Source organism: Desertimonas flava (genome assembly GCF_003426815.1).
GTDB classification, from domain to species: domain Bacteria; phylum Actinomycetota; class Acidimicrobiia; order Acidimicrobiales; family Ilumatobacteraceae; genus Desertimonas; species Desertimonas flava.
On record NZ_QKYK01000027.1, the window covers coordinates 63,296 to 82,708 of the forward strand.

17 protein-coding genes are annotated in these 19,413 nt (G+C 69.9%); 8 read left to right on the plus strand and 9 right to left on the minus strand.

The window, feature by feature from the left end; translation table 11 throughout:
- The first annotated feature begins 7 nt into the window (after nucleotides 1-7).
- Nucleotides 8-733: an enoyl-CoA hydratase-related protein gene (locus tag DN771_RS22865; protein ID WP_116999883.1), complete on the plus strand. Its 726-nt coding sequence runs from the start codon at nucleotides 8-10 to the stop codon at nucleotides 731-733.
- A 368-nt stretch (nucleotides 734-1,101) separates the two neighbouring features.
- On the plus strand, nucleotides 1,102-2,655 hold the full coding sequence (locus DN771_RS22870; protein WP_116999884.1) for a transposase: 1,554 nt from the start codon (nucleotides 1,102-1,104) through the stop codon (nucleotides 2,653-2,655).
- A gap of 317 nt (nucleotides 2,656-2,972) precedes the next feature.
- Here the strand turns inward: DN771_RS22870 and DN771_RS22875 are convergent, their stop codons facing one another.
- Nucleotides 2,973-3,608, minus strand: a complete 636-nt coding sequence (locus DN771_RS22875) for a peroxiredoxin (protein WP_116999885.1) — start codon at nucleotides 3,606-3,608, stop codon at nucleotides 2,973-2,975.
- Between the two features lie 176 nt (nucleotides 3,609-3,784).
- On the opposite strand from DN771_RS22875, the gene DN771_RS22880 reads away from it, so the two are divergent.
- The 3 genes from DN771_RS22880 (at nucleotide 3,785) to DN771_RS22890 (ending at nucleotide 5,621) form a co-directional block, all read left to right on the plus strand.
- Entirely contained in the window at nucleotides 3,785-4,147 is a 363-nt protein-coding gene (locus tag DN771_RS22880; protein WP_116999886.1) for an ArsR/SmtB family transcription factor, read from the plus strand.
- 126 nt (nucleotides 4,148-4,273) lie between these two features.
- A complete protein-coding gene (locus DN771_RS22885; protein ID WP_116999887.1) occupies nucleotides 4,274-5,218 on the plus strand; it encodes an SRPBCC family protein in 945 nt (314 codons plus the stop codon).
- 22 nt (nucleotides 5,219-5,240) lie between these two features.
- Nucleotides 5,241-5,621 carry a pyridoxamine 5'-phosphate oxidase family protein gene (locus tag DN771_RS22890; RefSeq protein WP_116999888.1) on the plus strand — a complete coding sequence of 127 codons (381 nt, stop codon included), beginning with the start codon at nucleotides 5,241-5,243 and terminating at the stop codon, nucleotides 5,619-5,621.
- A 33-nt stretch (nucleotides 5,622-5,654) separates the two neighbouring features.
- On the opposite strand, the gene purU is transcribed toward DN771_RS22890, so the two are convergent.
- Nucleotides 5,655-6,515, minus strand: a complete 861-nt coding sequence (purU, locus tag DN771_RS22895; RefSeq protein ID WP_116999889.1) for a formyltetrahydrofolate deformylase — start codon at nucleotides 6,513-6,515, stop codon at nucleotides 5,655-5,657.
- 107 nt (nucleotides 6,516-6,622) lie between these two features.
- On the opposite strand from purU, the gene DN771_RS22900 reads away from it, so the two are divergent.
- The gene (locus DN771_RS22900) at nucleotides 6,623-7,342 is read left to right on the plus strand and encodes a lysophospholipid acyltransferase family protein (RefSeq protein ID WP_162942296.1); all 720 of its coding nucleotides are present in this window, start codon (nucleotides 6,623-6,625) and stop codon (nucleotides 7,340-7,342) included.
- Between the two features lie 12 nt (nucleotides 7,343-7,354).
- Here the strand turns inward: DN771_RS22900 and typA are convergent, their stop codons facing one another.
- Nucleotides 7,355-9,214, minus strand: coding sequence for a translational GTPase TypA (gene typA / locus DN771_RS22905; RefSeq protein WP_116999891.1), 1,860 nt, complete (start codon nucleotides 9,212-9,214; stop codon nucleotides 7,355-7,357).
- Nucleotides 9,215-9,293: 79 nt separating this feature from the next.
- Entirely contained in the window at nucleotides 9,294-11,471 is a 2,178-nt protein-coding gene (locus tag DN771_RS22910) for a glycoside hydrolase family 2 protein (RefSeq protein ID WP_162942297.1), read from the minus strand.
- 309 nt (nucleotides 11,472-11,780) lie between these two features.
- Here DN771_RS22910 and DN771_RS22915 point away from each other — a divergent pair, with 309 nt between their 5' ends.
- Nucleotides 11,781-13,118 carry an extracellular solute-binding protein gene (locus tag DN771_RS22915; RefSeq protein ID WP_162942298.1) on the plus strand — a complete coding sequence of 446 codons (1,338 nt, stop codon included), beginning with the start codon at nucleotides 11,781-11,783 and terminating at the stop codon, nucleotides 13,116-13,118.
- 55 nt (nucleotides 13,119-13,173) lie between these two features.
- On the opposite strand, the gene DN771_RS22920 is transcribed toward DN771_RS22915, so the two are convergent.
- The 3 genes from DN771_RS22920 to DN771_RS22930 are packed head-to-tail and all read right to left on the minus strand — an operon-like array spanning nucleotide 13,174 to nucleotide 15,465.
- A complete protein-coding gene (locus DN771_RS22920; RefSeq protein ID WP_116999893.1) occupies nucleotides 13,174-13,518 on the minus strand; it encodes a hypothetical protein in 345 nt (114 codons plus the stop codon).
- Nucleotides 13,515-14,231 carry a helix-turn-helix domain-containing protein gene (locus tag DN771_RS22925; RefSeq protein ID WP_116999894.1) on the minus strand — a complete coding sequence of 239 codons (717 nt, stop codon included), beginning with the start codon at nucleotides 14,229-14,231 and terminating at the stop codon, nucleotides 13,515-13,517. The genes DN771_RS22920 and DN771_RS22925 overlap by 4 nt, the downstream gene beginning before the upstream one ends.
- Entirely contained in the window at nucleotides 14,209-15,465 is a 1,257-nt protein-coding gene (locus DN771_RS22930) for a sensor histidine kinase (protein WP_116999895.1), read from the minus strand. The genes DN771_RS22925 and DN771_RS22930 overlap by 23 nt, the downstream gene beginning before the upstream one ends.
- Nucleotides 15,466-15,578: 113 nt before the next feature.
- Between DN771_RS22930 and DN771_RS22935 the strand changes: the two genes are divergently transcribed.
- Complete coding sequence (locus DN771_RS22935; RefSeq protein WP_116999896.1) at nucleotides 15,579-17,021, plus strand: magnesium chelatase ATPase subunit I; 1,443 nt, start codon at nucleotides 15,579-15,581, stop codon at nucleotides 17,019-17,021.
- Between the two features lie 238 nt (nucleotides 17,022-17,259).
- On the opposite strand, the gene DN771_RS22940 is transcribed toward DN771_RS22935, so the two are convergent.
- Together DN771_RS22940 and DN771_RS22945 are read right to left on the minus strand one after the other, a co-directional pair.
- Nucleotides 17,260-18,549 carry a hypothetical protein gene (locus DN771_RS22940; protein WP_116999897.1) on the minus strand — a complete coding sequence of 430 codons (1,290 nt, stop codon included), beginning with the start codon at nucleotides 18,547-18,549 and terminating at the stop codon, nucleotides 17,260-17,262.
- A gap of 97 nt (nucleotides 18,550-18,646) precedes the next feature.
- A complete protein-coding gene (locus DN771_RS22945) occupies nucleotides 18,647-19,195 on the minus strand; it encodes an adenylate/guanylate cyclase domain-containing protein (RefSeq protein WP_116999898.1) in 549 nt (182 codons plus the stop codon).
- Nucleotides 19,196-19,413: the final 218 nt, after the last annotated feature.

The window sequence follows — 19,413 nt, forward strand, 5'->3', positions numbered from 1 at the left end:
GGCACTGATGAGAACGGAACGTCGCGGCGCGGTCACCGTGCTGACCCTCGATCGGCCGGAGCGCCGCAACGCCGTGGATCACGCCACGCTGCTGGCGCTCGCCGGCGTGATCGACGAGGTTCGCGGCGACGGCACGCGGGCGGTCGTGCTCACCGGTGAGCCACCGGCGTTCTGTGCCGGCGCCGACCTCACGGGCGTCGAGGAGGGCGAGTTCGCCGCCGCCCTCGCCACGGTGCTGCGCGGGTTCACCGCGCTGCCGATCCCGGTCGTCGGCGCCATCGACGGCGCTGCGCTCGGGGCGGGGTCGCAACTGGCATCGGTGTGCGACCTGCGGGTCGCCACACCGGCGAGCCGGTTCGGGATCCCGGCCGCCCGCCTGGGGCTCGTCGTCGACCACTGGACCGTTCGGCGACTGAGTCAGCAGTTCACGCCGTCGGTCGCCCGGGCGATGCTCGTGGCCGCCGAGACGTTCGACGGCGCCCGGCTCCACGCCGTCGGCGCCGTGCATCGCCTCGGCACGCTGGACGACGCGCTGGCGTGGGCCGACGAGATTGCCGGCCTCGCGCCACTCACGATCGCCGGGCACAAGCTGGCCCTGGAACGATCGGCCGCCGAACCGCAGCCCGACGCCGACGTCGAAGCGGCCCGCGCCGCGGCGTGGGCGAGCGCCGACGCCGTCGAGGGCCGCACGGCGTTCCTCGAGAAGCGACCCGCCCGGTTCACCGGCCGCTGAACACCGATTCTCAGCCGTCTCTCGTCGCGTTTCTGCAACCTCAGCAGTACAGGAATTGATGGTTGCGATTCGTGTACTGCTGTGGTCGCGTTTTCGGGCGCTCTTGTCGGACCTGTGGGTCGGGTACGGGCGTGTTCGCTTTGCTTCGGCACGATTGTCTGCTCGTGAGGCTGGCGTGCCGTCGTCGGTCGTCGGCTCTTCGGAGCAGCAGCCGTCACCGGCGAAGCGGCCCGACCTCCCGCGAGCAGAAGACGAGAGAGGCCCGACGGCCCTGCCGAAGTGCCGACCCAGCGCGCTCGCAGCAGGCTGTTGCGGTTTGATTGTTGACTATCGCGCTCGGGTTTAGTGTGGTTGGGCATGATCGGGTGATGGCGTTCGGGTATCGGCGGGTGGATCGTGATCAGTTGTTTCTGTTGCCGCCGGATGTGCGGGAGTGGTTGCCCGAGGACCATCTGGTGTGGCTGATCGTCGATGTCGTTGAACGGATCGACACGTCGCGGTTGCATGAGCGGCACCCGAATGATGGGGTTGGCCGGCGGGCGTACGACCCGGACATGTTGCTGGCGTTGCTGCTGTATGCGTATTGCACCGGTCAGCGTTCCAGCAGGAAGATCGAACGGCTCTGTGAGGTGGATGTCGCCTATCGGGTGATCTGCGCCAACGACGCGCCGGACCACACGACGATCGCCCGGTTCCGTCAGGTGCATCAAGAACACGCCGAGGCGTTGTTCGTCGAGGTGTTGCTGTTGTGCAAGCAGGCGGGCTTGACCACCGTCGGTGTCGTCGCGGTGGATGGCACGAAGATCGCGGCGGATGCATCGATCAAGGCCAGCCGCAGCGAAGAGCACATCAACGCTGAGGTGGCGGCGATGATGGCCGAGGCCAACGCTGTCGACACCGCCGAAGACGCCGAGTTCGGCGATCGTCGCGGCGATGAACTGCCCAAGGACCTGGCCACTCGGCAGGATCGGCGGCGACGGTTGGACGCGGCGCTCGAGCAGTTGAAAGCGAAACGGAAACGACGCGAGGCCAACGATTCCATGCGTCGCGCGGTGATCCGTCGGGCGGTCCGTGACGGGCACGGGTTCCCGCCGCCCTCCAAAGATGACGACCCGGTCGCTCACGCCGAGGCCCGCGTCGAGTACTACCGGCGGCGAGCGGCGAAACGCCGTGCCGAAGCCGAGGCTCGTGCGCGGGCTCGGGGGCGGCGGCCGAGCGGGTTCGCTCCACGTGGCGACGATCACGAGGTCAAACGGGCGTTACGGCGACTGGACAAGATCCGTGCCGAACAGGCAGCCAAGGCCTCATCGGAGACGGCAACGAGCGACAAGGTGGACCGGGCGAACACCACCGATCCCGACAGTCGAGTCATGCCGACCGCGAAGGGTGGCTGGGTCCAGGGATACAACGCTCAGGCCGCGGTGAATCAACACGGCGTCGTGCTCGCCGCCACCGTCACCAACATCGGCAGCGACTCGACGCAGTGCCGGCCGATGATGAAGATGACCCGAACGAACCTGAACAAGATCGGCGAGCGTCGTCGGATCGGGATGATGCTGTTCGATGCCGGCTACTGGAGCGACAAGAACGCCACCACCCGAGGACCACGTCGACTCATCGCGACGACCAAGAGCTACAAGCTGCGCCAACAACTCAAAGAACGCGGAGCAACCAGCGGGCCACCACCGCCGGATGCCACGCCGGCTGAAGCGATGGAACACCGGCTCCGCACACCCGAGGGAACAGCGCTCTACAAGCAACGACAACACACCGTTGAGCCCGTCTTCGGCGATATCAAACACAACCGCCAGATCCAGCGATTCATGCATCGGGGACTCGTCGCTGTCACCGCCGAGTGGCGACTGATCGCAACCACGCACAACCTGCTCAAGCTCTCAACCGTCGGCCTGCCTCCCACATAGAACCCAGCACACGGGCAACAACGACACGGCAAGACTCCCACCCCGGACACCGCCAGCCACGACCGACACAAGTCACCAACACGACCGCCGCGCCCACGATCGCCCACACCCGAGCGACCACAAACCGCAACAGCCTGTTGGGAGCGCGCTGGGTCGGCACTTCCGTTCGGCGGGCGCACGTCGATCGTGCCACTCGGCGATCTGGGGCTGGATCGTGACGAAACCCATCGAGTCAGTTCTGGGCCGGAGCGCGAAGCGAGGACCGGCCAGAACCGGTCCTCGCTGAGGGAGTGGGAGCGCCCGGCGCTCCCGGCGTGTCACAGGTTGGGCTGCTTGGTGACCCGGAGGTACGGCTTCTGCTCGTCCCAACCGCCGGGGAAGAGGTCCTTGGCCTCGTCGTCGGAGACGGCCGGGACGATGATGACGTCGCCGCCGTGCTGCCAGTTGGCCGGCGTGGCGACCTTGTACCCGGCGGTCAGCTGCAGCGAGTCGATCACGCGCAGGATCTCGTCGAAGTTGCGGCCGGTCGAGGCCGGGTAGGTGATGGTCAGCTTCACCTTCTTGTCCGGACCGATCACGAACACCGAGCGCACCGTCATCGTGTCGTTGGCGTTCGGGTGGATCATGTCGTAGAGGTCGGCGACCTTGCGGTCGGGGTCGCCGATCATCGGGAAGTTGACAGCGGTGCCCTGGGTCTCCTCGATGTCGCCCTCCCACTTCACGTGGGACTCGACCGGGTCGACCGACAGCCCGATGACCTTGACGTTGCGCTTCTCGAACTCCGGCTTGATCTTGGCGACGTAGCCGAGTTCGGTGGTGCAGACCGGCGTGAAGTCCTTGGGGTGGCTGAACAGCACGCCCCACGAGTCGCCGAGCCACTCGTGGAAGTTGATGGTGCCCTGCGTGGTGTCAGCGGTGAAGTCCGGTGCGGTGTCGCCGAGACGAACGGCCATGTGCGCTCTCCTTGTGAGAAGTCAGGATGTGGCTGCGATGTCCAGGAGCTGAGACGGATTCATCGAACGCGGGTCGCAGCGGTCTGGGCGCACCAGCGTAGCTGCAATCCCGACTCTTGCGATCGGGATAGTCGGGAGATTGACAGGTGACTTAATAGTCACATATTCTGGCGTTCGTGGACGGAACCGGGGATGCTGTCGATCCGGCCGATGTCGCCGACGATCGGGTGTTCAAGGCACTTGCCGATCCCGGTCGCCGTGCGCTGCTCGACGCCCTGTTCCGGACCGATGGCCAGTCGCTCGGCGAGCTCTGCGACGTCCTTCCGGCGCTGACCAGGTTCGGCGTGATGAAGCACCTCGCCGTCCTCGCCGAGGCCGGCCTCGTGGTCACCTACAAGGCCGGGCGCACGAAGTTCCACTACCTCTATCCCGTTCCCATCCGCGAGATCCACGACCGCTGGACCTCGAAGTACGCCGCCGTCACCACCGAGGCCCTCGTCGGGCTCCGGCGCCACCTCGAAGGAGACCGCACCTCATGACCAAGCCGTTCAGTGCGTTCCCCGGCCACGCAGGCCGCTTCATCTCGCCGGAGGAGAACTCATGACCAAGCCGTTCAGTGCGTTCCCCGGCCACGCAGGCCGCTTCATCTCGCCGGAGGAGAACTCATGACCAAGCCGTTGCATGTGTTCCAGACGTTCATCCGCGCCGACATCGAGCGCGTCTGGGAGGCGATCGTCGACCCCGAGTTCACCCGGCGCTACTTCCACGCCCAACGGTTCGAGGCCGTCCTCGAACCGGGCGCGCCGTATCGATTCGTCGCTCCGGACGGCTCCGACTCCGTCGTCGGCACGATCGAGGAGGTCGACCCTCCGCACCGACTCGTCATGACCTGGCGGGCCCTGTACGACGTGACGATGGCCGAGGAACCGCCCGGGCGGGTGGAGTGGGAACTGGCGAGCGCCGGTGACGGCCTGACCAGGGTCACCACGGTCCATCGCGACCTCGGGCTCAGCCCGGCAACGTCGGCCAGCGTCGGTGCCGGCTGGCCCTGGGTGCTCGGCTCGCTCAAGTCGCTCGTCGAGACCGGATCGGGACTGCCGGCGCAGACGGCCGACCTCGGATCGCCGGAGACCTCCGACGGCGACGACCACCGCCGTCACGGCGTCGAGGCCAACAACTCCACCTGGGAGCTGCTCGGCCGCGACGACCGCGACGATTTCGGTGCCGACGAGGTCGACGACCTGCTCGGACGCGCCTACGCCGCCTCCTACCACTGGCGCCGGGCGGCGAGGCGGGGTCCGGAGAACGCGGCACGCGCCTCGTGGCTGTTGTCGCGTGTGCACGCCGTGCTCGGGCACGGCGACCTCGCCCTGCACCACGCCGAACGATGCGCCGCCGTGACCGCCGACGCCGGGTTGAAGGACTTCGACCTGGCCTACGCCCACGAGGCGATGGCCCGGGCGCTGGCGTGCCTCGGCCGCCTCGACGAGGCCGAGGTGGAGCTGGCCGCGGCTCGTGCGGTGGAGGTCATCGATCCGGAGGACCGGTCGATCGTCGAGGACGACCTCGCCGCAGGGCCGTGGTACGGCCTCGTCGTGCCACAGTCGTGACCGTCGCTGGTACCGTCGCCCCATGAGCGTGAAGGTCGACCTCGACGAGCTCGCCGCCAAGATCGGCGAGTACGGATTCGCCTACCTGGTGTCGGTCAGCACCGAGGGCCGGGCCCACGTCCTCGCCGTCACGCCCGACGTGGTCGACGGCTCGGTGGTGCTCGGCGGCATCGGCCGTCACACGTTGGCGAACGTCGAGTCCAACCCCGTCGCCACGCTCGTGTGGCCCCCGCTCGAGCTTGGCGGCTACAGCCTGCTCGTCGACGGCACCACCACGAGCGACGCCGAGGCCGCCACCGTCACCGTGTCGCCCACCAAGGCGATCCTCCACCGTCCGGCGCCGGGCGAGGATGGCAAGCGCGTCGGCAACGACTGCCTCGACATCTCCCTCAACCCGCTCTGATCGCCCGGGCGGGCGCCGCCCGCCCGATCCGGCTCAGAACACCACGGTCTTGTGGCCGTACACCAGCACGCGGTGTTCGAGGTGGGCCCGCACGGCGCGGGCCAGCACCGTCGTCTCGAGGTCACGGCCTGCGCGCGTGAGGCGGGCGACATCGTCGCGATGGCTGACCCGCGTCGTCGCCTGGTCGATGATCGGTCCCTCGTCGAGGTCGTCGGTGGCGTAGTGCGCCGTGGCGCCGATCAGCTTGACCCCGCGGTCGTGCGCCTGCCGATACGGGTTGGCGCCGATGAACGCCGGCAGGAACGAGTGGTGGATGTTGATGATGCGGTTGGGGTAGGCGGCGATCGCCGTCGGCGATAGGACGCGCATGTAGCGGGCCATGACGACCAACTCTGTGTCGTGCTCGGCGAGCGTGTCCAGCACCTGCTGCTCCTGGACCGCCTGGCCGCGCTCGTCGACCGGCAGGTGGACGAACGGCACGCCGAGGCCTGCGCACAACGCGGCGTGATCAGGGTGGTTGGCCACCACGACGCTGACGTCGCATGGCAGCTCGCCCGACGACCAGCGAACGAGCAGGTCGGCGAGACAGTGCGGCTGCTTCGACGCCAGCAGTGCCGTGCGGATCCGATGATCCGAGAACCGCAGCGCCACCTCCATGCCGAAGCGCTCGGCGATCGGGGCGAACGCCGGGGCGATCTCGTCGCGGGCCAGTCCGAAGCCGTCGAGGACGAACTCGATCCGCTGGAAGAACACCGGTCCGGCGCCGACACCCACCGGATCGACGTGCTGGTCGGCGTGCACGATGTTGCCGTCGTGGCGGGCGATGAAATCGGAGACGGCGGCGACGATTCCCTGGTCGTCCGGGCACGACAGCAGCAGGACAGCGGTGGTCACGACAGAGACTTTGGCCGATCCGGGACGCAACAGGCGATTCTGTAGCGTCGCTCGGCTGATGGCGGATGCCTGCCGCCCCAGGTCCGGGTGCCCTACAGTCCGGCGGCATGAGTCGGCGACCGAGCAGGGGCGGCGTCCTCTACGGCCTGCTGGCCACGGTCGTCAGCGCCGTCGTGGCGCTGACGGCGCGGGTGAGCGTGGAGCGCCAGCGTGGTCGGGGCCGCGTGGCCCGGCGGCTGCCCGACGGGCCGATCATCGTCGTGGCCAACCACACCAGCTACGCCGACGGGGTGCTGCTGGCCCTGGCGTGCCGACGCCTCGGGCGTTCGCTCCGGCTGCTGGCCACGGCCGGGGTGTTCAAGGTCCCGGTGCTCGGCCGGCTGCTCCGCCGCCTGGGGTTCATCCCCGTCAACCGCGGGTCGGCCTCGGCGACCCATGCCCTCGATGCCGCGGCCGAAGCCCTCGAGCGCGGCGAGGCGATCGGGCTGTTCCCGGAGGGCCGCATCACCCGCGATCCCGACAAGTGGCCCGAGCGGGCCAAGACGGGTGCCGTCCGACTGGCCGTGCGGACCGGAGCGCCGATCGTGCCCGTCGCCATGTCGGGAGCCCACCGGCTGGTCGGTCGCAAGCGGATCCTGCTCGGCTTGTTGCTCAACGTCGTGCGTCGCCCGGAGGTGATCTCCAAAGTGGGCGAGCCGATCGACGTGCGGGCCCTCGTCGGCGGCACGAGCACGGCGACGCCGGCCCAGGTGCGCGAAGCGACGGACGTCGTGATGCGGCACGTGGTCGACATGCTCGCCGCCCTTCGCGACGAGCACCCGACGTGACGGTGCCGGCCGCTACGCCAGCGACTTGGCGCGCTTGGCGAGCCGGCCGCGTTCGGTCTGGTCGAAGATCACCTTGCGCAGGCGCACCGCCGTCGGCGTGACCTCCACGCACTCGTCCTCGGCGATGAACTCGAGCGCCTGCTCCAGCGACATCGGCCGCGGCGGGATCAGCTTCTCGAAGTTGTCCGACGTCGACGAGCGGACGTTGGTGAGCTTCTTCTCCTTCGTCGGGTTGACGTCCATGTCGTCGGCGCGAGCGTTCTCGCCGACGATCATGCCCTCGTACACGTCGACGGCCGGACCGACGAAGAGCTGACCGCGGTCCTGCAGCGACAACAGCGAATAGGCCGTGGTCGGTCCGGTGCGATCGGCGACCAGCGAGCCACGCGACCGGGCGCGGATCGCTCCCGCCCACGGCTCGTAGCGCTCGAACACGTGGTGGAGCAGCGCCGTGCCGCGGGTCTCGGTGAGCAGCTCGGTGCGGAATCCGATGAGACCGCGGGCCGGCACGAGGTAGTCGAGCCGCACCCAGCCGGTGCCGTGGTTGACGATCTGCTCCATGCGGCCCTTGCGCAGCGCGAGCAGCTGCGTGATGACGCCCATGAACTCTTCGGGCACGTCGACTGTGAGGCGGTCGACCGGCTCACAGGTGACGCCGTCGATCTCGCGGGTGAGAACCCGGGGCTTGCCGACGGTGAGCTCGAAGCCCTCGCGGCGCATCATCTCGACGAGGACGGCGAGCTGCAACTCGCCGCGTCCCTGCACCTCCCACGTGTCGGGCCGCTCGGTGGGGAGCACCCGGATGGACACGTTGCCGATGAGCTCGGCGTCGAGGCGGTTCTTCACCAACCGCGCCGTGAGCTGGGTCCCGTCGCGCCCGGCGAGGGGCGACGTGTTGATGCCGATCGTCATCGACAGGCTCGGTTCGTCGATGGTGATCACCGGCAGCGGGCGCGGATCGTCGGGATCGGCGAGCGTCTCGCCGATCGTGATCTCGGGGATGCCGGCGACGGCCACGATCTCGCCCGGCCCGGCCGACTCGGCCGGTACCCGGTCGAGGGCTTCGGTGACGTAGAGCTCGGCGATGCGAGCCCGTTCGATGGTGCCGTCGGCGCGGCACCACGCCACCGGCTTGCCTTTCTGCAGCGTGCCCGACCGGACCCGACACAGCGCCAGGCGGCCGACGTACGGCGAGGCGTCGAGGTTGGTGACCAGCGCCTGCAGCGGCACCTCGGGGTCGTACGTCGGAGCCGGGATGCGGTCGAGGAGCAGCTGGAACAGCGGCTCGAGGGAGTTGCCGTCGGGGAGACCGGCGCCGTCGGCCGGTCGGTCGAGTGACGACTTGCCCTCGCGCGACACGCAGTAGACGATCGGGAAGTCGAGCTGGTCGACGTCGGCGTCGAGGTCCAAGAAGAGCTCTTCGACGTCGTGCACCACCTCGGCGATGCGGGCGTCGGGGCGGTCGACCTTGTTGATGACGAGGATGACCGGCAGCTTGGCTTCGAGCGTCTTGCGCAGGACGAAGCGCGTCTGGGGGAGGGGGCCCTCGGACGCGTCGACGAGCAACAGCACGCCGTCCACCATCGACAGGGCCCGCTCGACCTCGCCGCCGAAGTCGGCGTGACCCGGTGTGTCGACGATGTTGATCGTCACCGCGTCGTCGCCGGTGCCGTAGCGCACGGCCGTGTTCTTGGCGAGGATCGTGATGCCCTTCTCGCGCTCCAGGTCCATCGAGTCCATGACCCGCTCGTTGACGTCCTGATTGGAACGGAAGGCGCCGGACTGCCAGAGCATCTTGTCGACGAGCGTCGTCTTTCCGTGGTCGACGTGAGCGACGATCGCCACGTTGCGCAGATCGGTGCGCGTGTTCAAGCAGGCCTCCAGCGAGATTCGGGGAGGAGCCAGCGTACGGCCGCGATGGCACCTGCCGCGTGTGCCGCAGGATCGACCGCTACTCCGGCTGGAGGACGCGGGCGCCGGCACGGCGCGTGGCATTGACCGGCCTGCCGTCCTCATCGGTGCCGTTGAGGGCGATGCCGAGGAGGATCTCGCCGGGATGGTCCGGCACCGTCAGGTCGATGCGGCCGACCAGTTCGCAGGCGTCGGCAGCGACATCGCCACGGAATCCCCACTGCCGGTGCCCGCCACGCCACGACGCGGTGACCGCGACCGTGGCGTCGACGGCGGTGCGTAGATCATTCACCACGTGCAAGGCGAGATCGAGTCGCTGCCCCGGCGCCACCGTGGCCGGCAGCGGATCGGTGACGACGATGATCGGCCGGCAGGCCTCGACGACGGCGGCCCAGGCCAGCTTGTGCTGCCGATCGTGGTCGAGCACCGATGCCGACAGCATGGGGGCCGGATCCGCCAGCCACGAGAAGCAGAAGCCGCCGGTCGGCCGGTACTTCAGTCGGCGCAGCGTCTCGATGTGGCTGCGCAGGAGCTCGGCCTGGTAGCGCTGCGTCTCGGTCCGCCAGGCGGCGAAGGTGGCGAAGTTCTCCGGCGGGTGACGATGTCGCATGACGTCCACCTCGAGGCCATGACGCTGCTCCAGCGCTTCCCAGTCGAGCTCCGGCCACGCCGACGTGTCGACGAACTCACCGGCGCTGGCCGGGACGGACTGGGCGCCGAACTCGCTCACGAAGCGGACGAGGCGGGGCACCGTCCGGGCGGCCTCGGCGAGGTCGCCGATCTCACCGCGGTGCCAGCCCAGCCAGAGATGACTATCCGTGCCGTCGAGTTGTGGCAGGTGGGGGAGCACGCCACCGTGGGCCACCGTCGGCCGCGTCGGGTCGGACGACTCGATCGCCCGCTTCACCCAGCGGTCGAGCACCGACTTGTTCCACGTCGGGAGCTGCTGCCGCACGAGGCGGCGGACGCGCTTGGCACGGGAGTCGCCTTCGAGCTGCGGGGCGTCGGGAACCGGTTCGTCGTGGGCGCACCATTGGACGATCGACGGGTGATGCCCGAGCGAGTACACCATCTCCTTGGCCTGCCGGACGGCTTCGCGGCGGATCGTGCGGCCGTAGCTCCATTGCATGGGGAAGTCCTGCAGCAACAGGATGCCCAACTCGTCGGCGGCGTCGTACAGCTCGTCGGCCGCCACGTGGGCCTGCACGCGCAACGCGTCGAGTCCCGCCTCGACCGCCAGCTCCACGTCGCCGCGCACCTTCGCCGGGGTCGCGTCGGCGAGGCCCGGGCGGGTGGGCAACAGGTTGGCGCCCTTCAGGAACAGCCGCTCCCCGTTGATCGAGCACACCCAGTCGGCCCACGCCACCTCGCGCAGCCCGGTCCGCCGAGAGCGGCGGTCGCTGACGGCGCCGTCGACGAGCACCTCGACCTCGATCGTCGTCAAGTGCTGGCCGCCGAGTGCCCGGGGCCACCAGAGCGTGGGGTTGGGGAGATCGAGCGACCACTCGATCTCGTTGACCCCGGCGGCCAGGGCGTGTTCGGTCTCGCCGGCCACCGTGCCGTCGGCGGTGGTGCGCAGGCGGACCGTGCGGGCCTCGGCCGAGTCGAGCCGGGCGTGGACGAGCACGTGCGCGCGGGTCTCGTCGGCGTCACGGCAGAGCACTCGGACCCGGTCGAGCCGGACGGGCCCGGTGTCGTAGACGAGCACCGAGCGCCACAGCCCTCCCGGGTTCCAGTCGCGAGCGACGGCCTCGGAGTGCTGGAACAGGCCGGTGATGTTGCGCCGCCCCGTCGTGCCCTTCTCCGGGGCGCAGGTGACCTCCACGGCGAGCACGTGATCGTCGGCCATCTGCGACAGCGCCGTGATGTCGAAGGTGTGGGCGAAGAAGTAGCCCTGGGGATCGCCGAGGTACGCCCCGTCGAGCCACACGTCGGCCTGGTAGAAGATGCCGTCGAACGTGATCCATCGGCGCTGACCGGCGTCGGGCCGGGGCCGCGAGAACCGGCGGCGGTAGAGGATGGGACCGTCGCTCGAGGACAGGTCCGGATGGGACCGCCAGTGCCCGGGCACCACGACCTCGGGCCAGACGCTGTCGTCGACGTCGAGCCCGGTGCCGTCACGGCGCAGGTCGTCGTCGGCCTCGAGGGCCCGCCAGGCGCCATCCAGCTGCATCGGCGCCACGCTACCGATCGCCACCACACCGAACGGGCGGAACACGGGCAGACGCTGCCCGACCGCCGCCGGGCCGGGCGACGGTCGGGCGAGCCTGCCTGGACGCCGGTTGTCCGCTCCGGCGTCCGTGGAGCGAACGTACCCACATTCGCCGTCGGGCATAAGGGTGTTGCCGACATGTCGCCGAGAACATGTTGGGCCGTCTGGTCGTGCCCCGCTCCCGTGGGCCGCGCCGTCCACGCCACGCGTAGGCTGCAGGTCCGCAGCACGCGACGATCGGCCGGAGGGGTAGGCGGCATGATGGACCAGCACTTGCAGCAGCACGTCCACAGGCGGGGATGGAGGACCACGACGATGGCGGTCGCTGCCGCGGCGCTGGCGGTCGGCCCCGTCCGCGCCGGGGGCGCCGGCGAGACGGGCGGCCCGCGCTGTGTCGAACCATCGGGGCCCGTCGAGCTGACGTTGTGGCACCCCCTGGGTGACGCCCTCGAACGGGAGCTCGGCGAGCGGATCGACGAGCTCAACCGCTCGCAGGACGAGATCACCGTCTCCGCCGTCAAGCACCCCAACTATCCGATGCTCGTCGACGCCCTGGCGACCGTCGACTCGGAGGACCTGCCCGATCTCGTGCTTGCCAACGAGACGGCCACGTTGAACCTGGCCAGCAGCGGCTCGACGATCCCCCGGTCGGAATGCCCCGGCAGCGCTCCGCTCGACGACCTTCTTCCCGTCGTCGAGGCCACCTATGAGGTCGACGGCCAACTTGTCGCGACGCCGTACAACGTGTCGACCCCAGTGCTCGTCTACAACGCCGCGCTCCTCGAGGCGGCCGGTCTCGATCCGGCCGATCCGCCGGGCGATCTCGCTGCGTTGCGCCGCATGTCCGACGCGGTGGTCGCCGCCGGCGTGGCGCGTCACGGGATGGTGCTCCAGGCGACGTATGGACCGTGGTTCATCAAGCAGTTCCCCGCGCAGCGCGGGGAGATCGTGGGCATCCCCGCCAACGGTCGCGGGGGCGAGCCGGTCGACGATCTCGTCTTCGCCACCGAGTCGATCGCCGCCGACATCCAGTGGCTGCGCGACGGCCTGGCCGACGGCGCCTTCGTGTGGATCGACACGAGCGGCGGCGGCTACGACGACCTGCTCCGCATCACCACCGAGACGGCGGACGCGGCGTTCACCCTGCACACGTCGGCCGCCCTCGGCGACGTCATCGCCGTGCTCGAGACCGGCGTCTTCCCCGAGTCACGGCTGGGTGCGGCGCCCCTCCCCGGCGTGGGCGGCCAGGTCGGCGGCGGGGCGCTCTGGGTGATGGACACCGGCGATCCGAGCCGGGCCGGGGCCGCCCAGCGGGTGGTGGACCACCTCACCGAGCCGGGGGCGCTCGCCGAACTGGCCGCCGCCACCGGCTGCGTGCCACCGCGCCGGTCGGTGCTTCACGAGCCGGTGCTCGTCGATGCGTGGGCCGCGCACCCGGAGCTACGGGTCGGCTACGACCAGTTGGCCGCCATGGACGACGGTCCCGCGGCCGCCGGTCTCCTGGCGCTGACGGCCGGTGAAGTCGACGACGTCCTTTGGTCGGCGACCTACGCTTTGCTGCACGACCCGGTCGACCCGCTCACGGCCCTGGCCGGTCTCGAGGCACAAGGGGAGCTCCTCCTGCGGATCGGCGCCGGCGAGACCTCGCTCTGAGCGATCCCGAGCGACAGCCACCACCGGCGTCGCGGCCGTCCGGCGCCCCCGCTGCTCACCTGACGGAGCACTCCCACGAGTACGGGTCCTCGGGGTCGTCGAAGCGACCCTTCGCCGGCACGTCGTACTGGCGGCTGCACGCGTCGTCGACGTTGACGTTGACGAAGTTGAGGATCGGGTCACGGATCACGCAGCGCCACGACGAAGCGTCGTCTCCGACGAGGCTGGCAGTGGCCTTGTCGTCGAAGCGGGTGTTGCAGTACCGGAAGAAGTCGACGTCACCGAGCCGATCGCCGGATCGGAACAGCGTGCGCAGGCCGTCGGCCTCGATCGCCGCCGTGCCGAGGCCGAATCCGATGGCCAGGGCGAGCACGCCGTCGCGGATCCGCTTCCCGTTCATCGGGCCCGCTCGAGGGCGGTCGTCACGTGGGGCACGAGGAACGGGCGGCAGCGCACGGCGAACTCGCGCATCTCCTCGAGCCCGGGCTCGTCGAGGCCGTGCAGCATCAGCTCGCCGAGCAGCGACGCCCGGTAGTTCTTCACGGTGTTCAGGCGCAGGCCGGTGGCGTCGGCGATCTGCTTGTACGTGGTCCCCGGCGCGGCGTCGAGGAGCGCGGCCCACAACTTGGCATGTCCGGCGTGCGGCACGAGCAGGGCGAACCGGGCCACCGTGCGCAGGGCTGGTTTGACGGCCGGCACCAGCGGTCGGATCGCCGGGTCGACGGGCGACGACCCGGTGCGCAGCACCTCCTCGATGGCGTCGAGCTGGAACGCGAGCGGCGCGCTCTTGGAGATCACGGTCGCGATCGGCAGCAACTCCCACGCGTCGCGGAGCAGCTGGGCCACCCACTCGTCACCCTGGGTGACGATCGCCAGGGCCGTCGCCGGTGACATCGTATGGATCGCCGCCAGGGCGTCGAGCCCCGACCCGCGTTCCTGCGGGAACGAGAGGTCGACGAGCGCGAGGTCGAGGCCCGGATGGTCGGCCACCATGCCCGGCACGTCGGCGATGCGACTGGCGATCCGGACGTCGTGGCCGCCACTGGAGCGGATCGCCTCGGCGAACAGCTCGGTGAGGGCGCGGGCGTCGTCAACGATCAGCAACGACGCCATCGGTCTCGCTCTCCTCGAGGGGGATACGGATCTTCACCACCGTGAGTCCATCGCACCGGTCGACGGCGAGGCGTCGCGGCCCCACCGTCTGGGCCAGTTCCCACAGGGCGCGACCGGCGGGCACGTCCCCCAGGTCGAACCCGCCGGCATTGTCCACGACGCCGAGTTCGATCTCACCGTCGTCGTGGGAGATGTGGAAGCCGATGTCGGTCGCGCCCGCCTGGATGGCGTTCGACGTGAAGATCGATGCGGCCCGGGCGAAGGTGCGACCGGTCGCGGAGCCGACCACGAGGGATGCGTCCTCGAAGGTGGGCACCGCCGAGATCGTCACCCCGCTGCCCTGGGCGTTGCGCACATAGGGCTGGATGATCTCGGCGAGCCGGGCGGTGCCCGAGGCGAGCAGCTCGTCGAGCTGCCGGAGGCGCAACGTGTGGTCGAGGTCATCGATCAGGGCCACGACGTCCTGGGCCGTCGCCGCGTTGTGCTGCACTTTGAGGCTGACGATGCGCAGCTGCGACGAGACATCGTCGTGGAGCCAGTGGGCGCGCCGCCGGTGCTCCTCGGCGATGATCCGGTTGGCGTCGCGAACGTCGGCCTCGTGCTGGACGGAGCGCACCATGTCGAGGAGCCCGGCGGTGAGGCAGACGAGAACGGCGAGCAGGTGGAAGAGGCCGTAGTACTCGAGGGCGTCGCCGGCCTCGTCCGACGACCGCACGATGCTGGCGAGCACAGCGCCGAGCGCGCCGAAGTGCAACGCCGAGACGAAAAACGAGCGATACCAGCGAACGGGCCGGACGTCGAGGCCGATGCGCCACGCGCACAGCGCCGCCTCGCAGCCGAGCACGATCGACACCGGCCAGAGCGCAACGCCGCCCCACCGCGGCGCGTTGGCGACGAGGGCTGCGATGAGCACGAAGGCCGCGACGGAGCGCCAAACGATGGACGGCCAGACCCGTGCCTCGCGTCGGATGCCGGCGAGGAGCCGCGCCGGCCTCGTGGCCAGCGCGGCGGCGGCAAGGGTGCCGGCGATCGGGGCGACGGCCGCCGCGCCGACGGGCGCCGGGAAGCGTGCCGAGCTCATCAGCCAGAGCATCGACGCCAGGCATGCGAGGGCGGCCAGCTCGACGACGGCCGTGAGACGCTCCACCCCGGAGGCTGGCTCGTCGATGTCGGCCCAGACGATCTCGCCGGCGACGAGTGCCAGTCCCACGGCGGCCCCCGCCCCGTCCTTCATCGCGCCAGTTTCGCGTACCCAGCTCGGTCCGCCGCAGACCACGGGCGGCATGTCGGCGCCGACATGTACCTGCCGACAGGCACGGCGGGAGACCTCGGAGATAGCGTCGCATCATGACAGCACGCCCGACGACGATCCGTGAACTGCGCGACTCGGGATGGGAGTCCCGCAGCGTCAAAGAGGAGATCCGCACCAACGCCATCTCCCGCATCGCGTCGGGCCAACCGTTGTTCACCGGCGTCGTCGGCTACGACGACACCGTGCTGCCGCAGGTGGAGAACGCCCTCCTCGCCGGCCATGACATCATCTTCCTCGGCGAGCGCGGTCAGGCGAAGACGCGGGTCATCCGCTCGCTGACCGGGCTCCTCGACGAGTGGATGCCGATCGTCGCCGGCAGCGAGATCAACGACGACCCCTACCGCCCGGTGTCGAAGCACGCGATCGACCTCGTGGCCGAGCACGGCGACGACACCCCGATCGCGTGGGTGCACCGCGACAACCGCTACGGCGAGAAGCTGGCCACCCCGGACACGTCGATCGCCGATCTCATCGGTGAGGTCGACCCGATCAAGGTGGCCGAGGGCCGCTACCTCTCCGACGAGCTGACCCTCCACTACGGCCTGGTCCCGCGGACGAACCGAGGCATCTTCGCCGTCAACGAGCTGCCCGACCTCGCCGAGCGGATCCAGGTGGGCCTGCTCAACGTGCTCGAGGAGCGGGACATCCAGGTCCGCGGCTACCAGATCCGCCTGCCGCTCGATCTCCTGCTCGTGGCCTCGGCCAACCCCGAGGACTACACCAACCGCGGGCGGATGATCACCCCGCTGAAGGACCGCTTCGGATCACAGATCCGCACGCACTACCCGCTCGAGGTCGAGACCGAGCTGGTGATCATGGAACAGGAGTCGCGGTCGTGGCCCGCACGCCGCCTCGGCGGGCACCCCGACGGCCCCAGCGTCGACGTCAAGGTGCCGTCGTACCTCGGCGAGGTCATCGCCACGGTCAGCCATCTCGCCCGTTCCAGCTCCCACGTCAACCAGCGCAGTGGCGTCAGCGTGCGCATGTCGGTGACCAACCTCGAGGCCGTCGCCGCCAACGCGCTGCGGCGTGGCCTCCGCGCCGGTGAGACGTCGGCGGTCGCCCGGGTCGACGACCTCGACGCGATGGCGGCCAGCTCGGGCGGCAAGATCGAGATCGAGTCGCTCGACGACAGCGGTGGCGGAGCGGTGTTCGACCACCTCGTGCGCGGCGCCGTGCTCACGGTGTACAAGGAGCGTGTGGCGCCGGAGACCACCCGCGCCGTGGTGCAGGCCTTCGAGGAGGGTGCCGTCGCCGACACGGGAGAGGACGTTCCGTCGGCGCAGCTCGCCGCCCTTGTCGACAGCGTGCCCGCGCTGCGGGTGCCCGTCGAGGCGTTGACCGAGGGCGATCAGTCGGTCCCGGCGGTGGCAGCGGCGGTCGCCTTCGTGCTCGAAGGGCTGCACCTCAGCAAGCGTCTCAACAAGGACACCTCCGCCGGCGGCTGGGCTCACCGCTCCACCTATCGCGCAAGGTAATCACCCCGATCGCGCGGAGTTTCGTCCTCGGCGAGCATCGCTTCGCTCGCTCGCCTGCGGCGAGTTTGAGTCGAGCTCGCTGCGCTCGCACGAAGAGTTGAAAGAGGCGGCGGCGCAGCAAGCTGCGCTGATCGCCGCATCGAAGGGGGAATCCCCCTTCGAGCATCCCCCGACGGAGTGCGGCGCGGCGTTCGGGGGCCGACCGGATCCGGGCTCCGCGCCGTTCAGAGAGGGCTGGTCAGTTGACGGTCAGGGAGGCGAGGGCGGCGCTGAGGGTGGCGTCGTCGGACGTCGGTAGCTGGATCTCGAGGTAGGCCGTGGTCGACTGCGACGCCGGGCTCACGGCGACCGAGATGATGCGGGATGCCGTCCCCCCACAGTTCAGCCACATCTGCATCAAGCCGGTGAGCCCGCGGATCGACACCGAGTAGAGGCCGCCGTCGTCGCAGTCGTCGGGCCAACCCTGGTTGGCGATGATGGTGTAGGGGTCGGGCCGGAAGGGATAGGCCGTCACCTCGAGGCCCGGCGCCTCCCAGTCGGTGAAGTAGGCGTCGACGTCGGGGGCGACGGCCACGAACGGCCGCTCCGAGAAGTCGTCGTTGAGGCGGGGGGCATCGACGACGTCGGTCCACGCCGACGGGGCGGCCACCGACACCCTGCCGGTCTGGTCGGTGACGGTGCGGCTGTCCGGCGGCACCACACCCTGCAGCAGGGCCGGCGGCGCGACGCCGAGGGTGGCCGGCGTGGGCGGCGGTGCGGGCGACTGCCCGGGGTTGGTGCCGGGAACGGCCCCGACCGACCCGAGGATCTGGCCGAGCAGGGCAGCGTCGGGCGCGAGCAGCTGCACCTGGGCGAACACCGTGTAGAGGTTGTCGGCGGAGCGGGCGGCGATGTTGACGAGCTGCGTATTGGTGCCGTCGCAGTTCGACCACACCTGTCGCAGCCCCACGAGCCGACCGTCGTTGTACTGCTCGACGGCGCCTTCGGTGCACGCGTTGGTGAACGTGTAGGCGGACAGCAGGGTGGCCGGATCGGCGTTCGGCCCGAGCACCGTGGCATACGTGCCGGGCACTGTCCACGTGCTGGTCCACGCGTCGAGATCGGGCGATGCCGACACGGTCGGGCGCTGGCTGCCGTCGTCGCGGATGCCCGACCGGGCGTCGACGTCGACCCAGTCGGTGGGAACGGTGATGTTCAGCGTGCCGGTGTTGTCGGTGACGGTGATGCCGTTGGGGCCGACGACGGTGGGATGGACCGGCGTGGGGCCCGGTGCCTCGGTCGGTACCGCGGGGGCGGTGGTCGGCGAGCCCACGGGCACCGTGGTGGCCTGCGCCGGGGCGGTGGTCGGGGCGGCCGGGACGGTCGGCCCGGGCGGCGGTGCCGTCGGGGTCCCGACCGGGGCCGTCGTCGGAACGGGCGTCTTGGCCGGAGCGTCGGCGGCAGGGCTGGCGCCGACGAGAAGCGGGGTGACGGCGAGCGCGCTGGCGGTGGCCGCGATGGCGATCGTGAAGCGTGACCGGGTGATCATTGGGCTGCAGTCATGACGTCGGTGAACCCTTCGAGGCGTCGAATGTGCACAGTCTGACGCAACAGCAGCCCACCTGGTTCCATTCGAGTGCGGCAGATCAGATGAACGGACTGCGGGTCCAGAGCTCGCCGGTGTCCGTGTTGTCGAGCTGACCGGGCCGTCCCGTGAGGTCGACGACCTCCACGTCGCCGGGGAAGCCGGCGAGCTCGACCGCGCCGAACGGGGATGCCGTGACCCCGGGCGGCAGCTGCTCGATGCCCATCGTCGGCATCAGGACCTGGTGATTTCCCGCCGTGTCGCAGAGGCGCGACGCCATGTTGACGGCCGACCCGATGTAGTCGTCGCCCTCGAACAACAGGGCGTAGCCGGTGGCGATGCCGGCGCGCAGGGTGAGCGGGGAGCAGACCTCGCCCGAGCGATCGTGGAGATCGAGTGTGAAGGCGATGGCCGCGGCCTGGTCGACGGCGACGATCATGCAGCCGTCACCCAGCCACTTGGCGATGCGCACGCCTCGCTCGGACGCGATCTCGCGGACGATGGTGCGGAACGCGCTGAGAAGCCGCCCGGCGGCGTCGTCGCCGAAGGCAGCTGTGTAGTTCGTGAACCCCGAGAGGTCGACGAAGACGAACGTGCGCGGAACACGCATCTCACCAGGATACGTGGTGGGCCGACCGGTCTGCCGACCGAAATCCCCGTCCGAGCGAAACTCGTCCGGGGACCTTGTGGTCTGTCGCCGGATTGGTAACGGTGTCTCGCTTGCTGGATCTCGCCGCTGGCTGCGTTGCTCGTCCTCGAAAGACTGGGTGTATTCCTTCGTCCTCGCGCCTTGCCAGCGACGAGCCCAGCGGCGCGATCCACCTCACC

Excerpts from the sequence above, each read along its gene's own strand:
- DN771_RS22945 (WP_116999898.1), bottom strand. The coding sequence starts at position 19,195 with ATGCGTGTTCCGCGCACGTTCGTCTTCGTCGACCTCTCGGGGTTCACG.
- DN771_RS22940 (WP_116999897.1), bottom strand. The coding sequence starts at position 18,549 with ATGATCACCCGGTCACGCTTCACGATCGCCATCGCGGCCACCGCCAGC.
- DN771_RS22885 (WP_116999887.1), top strand. The coding sequence starts at position 4,274 with ATGACCAAGCCGTTGCATGTGTTCCAGACGTTCATCCGCGCCGACATC.
- DN771_RS22865 (WP_116999883.1), top strand. The coding sequence starts at position 8 with ATGAGAACGGAACGTCGCGGCGCGGTCACCGTGCTGACCCTCGATCGG.
- DN771_RS22925 (WP_116999894.1), bottom strand. The coding sequence starts at position 14,231 with ATGGCGTCGTTGCTGATCGTTGACGACGCCCGCGCCCTCACCGAGCTG.
- DN771_RS22930 (WP_116999895.1), bottom strand. The coding sequence starts at position 15,465 with ATGAAGGACGGGGCGGGGGCCGCCGTGGGACTGGCACTCGTCGCCGGC.
- DN771_RS22935 (WP_116999896.1), top strand. The coding sequence starts at position 15,579 with ATGACAGCACGCCCGACGACGATCCGTGAACTGCGCGACTCGGGATGG.
- DN771_RS22915 (WP_162942298.1), top strand. The coding sequence starts at position 11,781 with ATGGCGGTCGCTGCCGCGGCGCTGGCGGTCGGCCCCGTCCGCGCCGGG.
- DN771_RS22875 (WP_116999885.1), bottom strand. The coding sequence starts at position 3,608 with ATGGCCGTTCGTCTCGGCGACACCGCACCGGACTTCACCGCTGACACC.
- DN771_RS22890 (WP_116999888.1), top strand. The coding sequence starts at position 5,241 with ATGAGCGTGAAGGTCGACCTCGACGAGCTCGCCGCCAAGATCGGCGAG.
- DN771_RS22900 (WP_162942296.1), top strand. The coding sequence starts at position 6,623 with ATGAGTCGGCGACCGAGCAGGGGCGGCGTCCTCTACGGCCTGCTGGCC.
- DN771_RS22870 (WP_116999884.1), top strand. The coding sequence starts at position 1,102 with ATGGCGTTCGGGTATCGGCGGGTGGATCGTGATCAGTTGTTTCTGTTG.
- DN771_RS22920 (WP_116999893.1), bottom strand. The coding sequence starts at position 13,518 with ATGAACGGGAAGCGGATCCGCGACGGCGTGCTCGCCCTGGCCATCGGA.